This window comes from Vibrio sp. 1402, assembly GCF_033340275.1.
In genome coordinates, this window is record NZ_JAWOWE010000610.1 from 1 (window position 1) to 543 (window position 543).

The 543-nt window shown below is 50.3% G+C and carries 1 protein-coding gene; it reads left to right on the forward strand.

The window, feature by feature from the left end; translation table 11 throughout:
* The coding region (hisD, locus tag R7044_RS27520) for a histidinol dehydrogenase (RefSeq protein WP_225456267.1) at positions 1-543 on the forward strand (543 nt) is incomplete at both ends.

Genomic DNA, 543 nt, shown 5'->3' on the forward strand with positions numbered 1-543 from the left:
GTGTGAGCAAGTGACACGTCCCATTCAAAAAGTAGGGTTGTATATTCCTGGTGGTAGCGCGCCATTGCCATCGACAGTATTGATGCTGGGCGTGCCTGCAAAAATCGCTGGTTGTCGTAAAGTGGTGCTTTGTTCTCCTCCACCGATTGCAGATGAAATTTTGTACGTTGCCAAGTTGTGCGGCATTGATGAAGTTTACAATGTCGGTGGTGGACAGGCTGTCGCTGCAATGGCTTACGGTACGAAAAGCGTCGCCAAAGTGGATAAAATTTTTGGCCCGGGTAACGCCTATGTGACGGAAGCAAAACGTCAAGTAAGCAATGACTTCCGTGGTGCTGCGATTGACATGCCGGCTGGCCCTTCTGAAGTTCTTGTGATTGCAGACGAAACCGCAGATCCAGACTTCATCGCAGCAGACCTGTTAAGCCAAGCTGAGCACGGCCCTGATTCACAGGTGGTTCTTGTGACACCATCACCTATTGTCGCGGATCAAGTAACGGATGCCGTTCAGCGTCAACTAAAAGCCTTGTCTCGTGCAGACAT